At 73.1% G+C, this 715-nt stretch carries 1 protein-coding gene and 1 pseudogene; both read left to right on the top strand.

The window, feature by feature from the left end:
- The coding region (locus tag JK363_RS41515) for a DUF317 domain-containing protein (RefSeq protein ID WP_201883503.1) at positions 1-229 on the top strand (229 nt) is incomplete at its 5' end.
- A gap of 300 nt (positions 230-529) precedes the next feature.
- Positions 530-715 (top strand): annotated as a pseudogene (locus JK363_RS44985) (hypothetical protein); the annotation flags it as partial.

The raw sequence follows: 715 nt of genomic DNA, 5'->3' as shown, positions 1-715 counted from the left end.
CATCACTCCACGCTTCCCGGACACGAGCCACCGAGGCGCGGCGAGCTGGCTGTGCGCCGCCCGTCGCGCGACCGATCTGACCGTGCTGTGGCTCGCCCTCGCCTGCCCCCACACCCCCACCCACCTGATCGCCGCCCTCTGCCGGGCCATCACCGATCCGACCCCGGTCCCACGACGCAGTCTGCCCAGCCCCGAGGCCGGGGCACTGACCATCACCCACCCCGCCTGACCACCCACGGCCTCGCAGCCCCCGGACGCCTGCGCCCCCACGACGCCGCACTACTCCCCGGCCGGTGCCGCCCCGACAACCCCCGGGCGGCACCGGGACCGGGCCCGAATCGCCGCAGACAAGGAGTACATCGCGATGCAGCACAGCCAGCCCGAGACGCAACCGGGCACCCGCCCGGCCCGCAGCCTCAGTGCCGACAGGCCCCTTGAGGAACTGTTGGCCAGGCACCCGGTGCCGACCCCCTCCACCACCTCACCCCAGGGGCACTGCGGCCACCTTGCTGAAGGACGGGCCGGGGTCATGACGTCCATCGCCGAATCCGCCCACGTCGCCGCCGTATTCATTCGTCAGACAGCCGCTGCGAGCGCTTACGGCCCGTACCGGGGTGCCGACCTCGCCCGTACCGCCGTCCGCCTGGCCAGCACACTCGGCCTTGCCTTGGACCGAATCACGGTCACCCCCGACTGGCTGCGGTGCCGCACCACC

Origin of the sequence: Streptomyces coffeae, assembly GCF_016741875.1 — a bacterium.
Taxonomy (GTDB): Bacteria; Actinomycetota; Actinomycetes; order Streptomycetales; family Streptomycetaceae; genus Streptomyces; species Streptomyces coffeae.
Note: the sequence above shows the minus strand (reverse complement) of the source record. Positions and strands in the feature narration are given on the sequence as shown.